Annotated in this window: 4 protein-coding genes; all 4 read right to left on the bottom strand. The window is 60.9% G+C overall.

The genetic code is table 11. The annotated features are described in order from the left end of the window. Nucleotides 1-932 (bottom strand): tRNA (guanine(37)-N(1))-methyltransferase (locus tag B3C64_RS07740; protein WP_291534898.1); only part of this gene is annotated, 932 nt, incomplete at its 3' end. A 156-nt stretch (nt 933-1,088) separates the two neighbouring features. Next, nucleotides 1,089-1,676, bottom strand: coding sequence for a ribosome maturation factor RimM (gene rimM / locus B3C64_RS07735; protein ID WP_291534897.1), 588 nt, complete (start codon nt 1,674-1,676; stop codon nt 1,089-1,091). A gap of 21 nt (nt 1,677-1,697) precedes the next feature. Beyond that, nucleotides 1,698-1,931, bottom strand: coding sequence for an RNA-binding protein (locus B3C64_RS07730; protein WP_291534896.1), 234 nt, complete (start codon nt 1,929-1,931; stop codon nt 1,698-1,700). A 2-nt stretch (nt 1,932-1,933) separates the two neighbouring features. Next, a complete protein-coding gene (gene rpsP, locus B3C64_RS07725; protein ID WP_291534895.1) occupies nt 1,934-2,377 on the bottom strand; it encodes a 30S ribosomal protein S16 in 444 nt (147 codons plus the stop codon). Nucleotides 2,378-2,523: the final 146 nt, after the last annotated feature.

Below are 2,523 nucleotides of genomic sequence, written 5' to 3'. Positions count from 1 at the left end.
TTGGAGCAGTCCAACGCCTCGATAAGGTCCGGACGAAGCTCGTTGGTCTTGGACAACGCCTCGTCGCGTCTAAAACGGTCCACCTTGGCATGGTTGCCGGACAGCAGCACGTCCGGAACCTTGATGCCGCGCCATTCAGCGGGCTTGGTGTATTGGCGGTGCTCCAGCAGGGCGTTCTCGCCGGTATAGGACTCCTCCACAATCGATTCGGCATTGCCCATGAACCCGGGCAGCAGACGGGTGATCGCCTCCAACATGACGGACACCGCGACCTCGCCGCCGTTCAACACGTAATCGCCGATGGAATACTCGCGCACGTCGATGCCCTGGGCGCGGTAGTACTGCGGAATTCGGGCGTCATACCCCTCATACCGGCCGCAACCGAAAAGCAGATGGTCGGCGTGGCTGAGCTCGGTCGCGTCCTGCTGTGTGAACAGCGGTGCGGAAGGGTTGGGGAAAATCAGCACTGGACGTGTCCGCTTCGGTGCGGCGGTTCCTGCCGTGATGCTCTCGGGGTCCTTTTCCTCGCCGGTGGTGTGTGCACCAGCCACGGCGGTTGCGGTGATGCCTCCCTCGGAACTGCCTTCGACAGTCGCTTCCGTGACGGCAACAGGTGCGGCGGTTTCCGCCGCGGAGTCCACGGCATCGCCACCATCATCAGCGTTGTGTGCATCGGCGCAATCATGTGTGATGGTTGCGGGTTCGAGATGCAGCAGCTCGTCAAGACATTCACTCCATACCTCGGGCTTCATCACCATGCCCGCGCCGCCGCCCACAGGGGTGTCGTCGACGGAATGATGCACATCGTGCGTCCAGTCGCGCAGATTGTGCGCGGTGACTTCCACCAAGCCCTTGGCCTGCGCCTTGCCGAGCAGGCTGAGGTTCAGCACTTCGAAATATTCCGGGAACACGGACACGATATCGATCTTCATAATGTTCCAGAATACCGGCATGTCTGCCAAGGGATTCGTTTCAAGGCACCCGGACGGTCCGGTGCCGATGACGGCCGCCGGGAACGGCCCCGCATTATGAGCGCAATGAAAAGGCGCCGGCAAATGCCGACGCCAAAACATCTGGGACGCGATGCGTCACAGTCCAGGAATCAGACCTCCTGGCGGGTCCAGAGTGAGGTAGCCTTCGTCAAGATCGATCTCAGGCACCAATTCATCCACAAATGGAACGAGCGCGCTGTTCTCGACCACCACGCCATCGGCGTCCTTGACGGGGTTTGCCAGACGAATCTTCAGCAGCCATTGGGCCACTTCGATCACATCCACTACCTTGCCGACCACGCGGCCGGCTTCAAGCCCCAACGTGTTGTTCTCTGCGAGGCGCGCCTCAAGACCGATGAGGTCCTTCGGGTACCATTCATCCGCCTCAAGCATCTCTTCCGGATCGTCGGCCTCGCCATACAGCACCACGCCATTGGCGGCCTCGGACTGGTCTCGGTTGTCGATGCCCTCGAATTTGATGATCCAGCGGTTCTTGAAGGTACGGGCACGTTCCACCACGTACTCTTCCCCGCCGTCCTTCGTGTACAACACAGCACCGGGAGCGAACCGGTATTCCGGCTCGTCCGTAAAGATCTGCACGGTGACTTCGCCCTTGAGCCCCTGCGCACGCCCGATACGACAGACCCTCAGCAGCTCGGGCTGTTGAGGGTCTTCGGAATGCATATCACGCACCACGCTGGGATCTCACCTGCGCACGTCCATGATGTCGACACGCACCTTGTGGTCGGCCAGAGCCTGCACCACGGCACGAATCGCATTGGCCGTACGGCCGCTGCGTCCGATGACGCGACCGATGTCTTCCGGGTTCACGCGCACGCGAATGAGTTCACCGCGCGCGTTCTCATGGGACTTCACTGAAACATCATCGGGAAAATCGACGATGTTCTTGATCAGATGTTCCACAGCCTGGGCGAGCATGATCACTCGGCTTCCGCAGCCGGCTCTTCGGCCGGAGCTTCAGCGGCGGCTTCGGCCTCAGCCTTGGCCTTGGCGTCGGCTTCGGACTTGGCGGCCTTCAGCTTCTGGGCCTGAGCCTCGACGGCGGCCACGCGAGCGGCGGCGTCCGGGCCGGCCTCAACGGTCTTCAGGGTGCCTTCAGCACCGTCGAGACCCTTGAACTTCTGCCAGTCGCCAGTGATCTTCAGCAGCTTCAGAACCTGCTCGGTCGGCTGTGCGCCGACGCCGAGCCAGTACTGGGCGCGCTCAGAGTTGATGTTGATGGTCGAAGGCTGGGTGTTCGGGTTGTAGGTACCGATCTCTTCGATGGCGCGGCCATCGCGCTTGGTACGGGAATCCATGATCACCACGCGGTAGAAGGCGTAGAACTTCTTGCCGAGGCGCTTCAGACGAATCTTGGTTGCCAAAATGGCTCTCCTTGTAACTAGAGGCGTGTGTTTCGTTTTCTGTGTGGGGCACGGAATCCGAAACCCACATGTTCCTCGCGTCACGCGATAGTTAGAGGGCCTCGCGCGCGCGAATAACTGAGTAATTATAACCGCGGGGTCTGGAC

It is taken from the genome of Bifidobacterium sp. UBA6881 (assembly GCA_002451435.1).
Taxonomy (GTDB): domain Bacteria; phylum Actinomycetota; class Actinomycetes; order Actinomycetales; family Bifidobacteriaceae; genus Bifidobacterium.
The sequence above is the reverse complement of the archived record's forward strand: the minus strand, read 5'-3'. Positions and strand labels throughout refer to the sequence as shown.

What these genes read in the sequence shown, in the direction of transcription:
- rimM (WP_291534897.1), bottom strand. Translation starts at nt 1,676, where the DNA reads ATGCATTCCGAAGACCCTCAACAGCCCGAGCTGCTGAGGGTCTGTCGT.
- B3C64_RS07730 (WP_291534896.1), bottom strand. Translation starts at nt 1,931, where the DNA reads ATGCTCGCCCAGGCTGTGGAACATCTGATCAAGAACATCGTCGATTTT.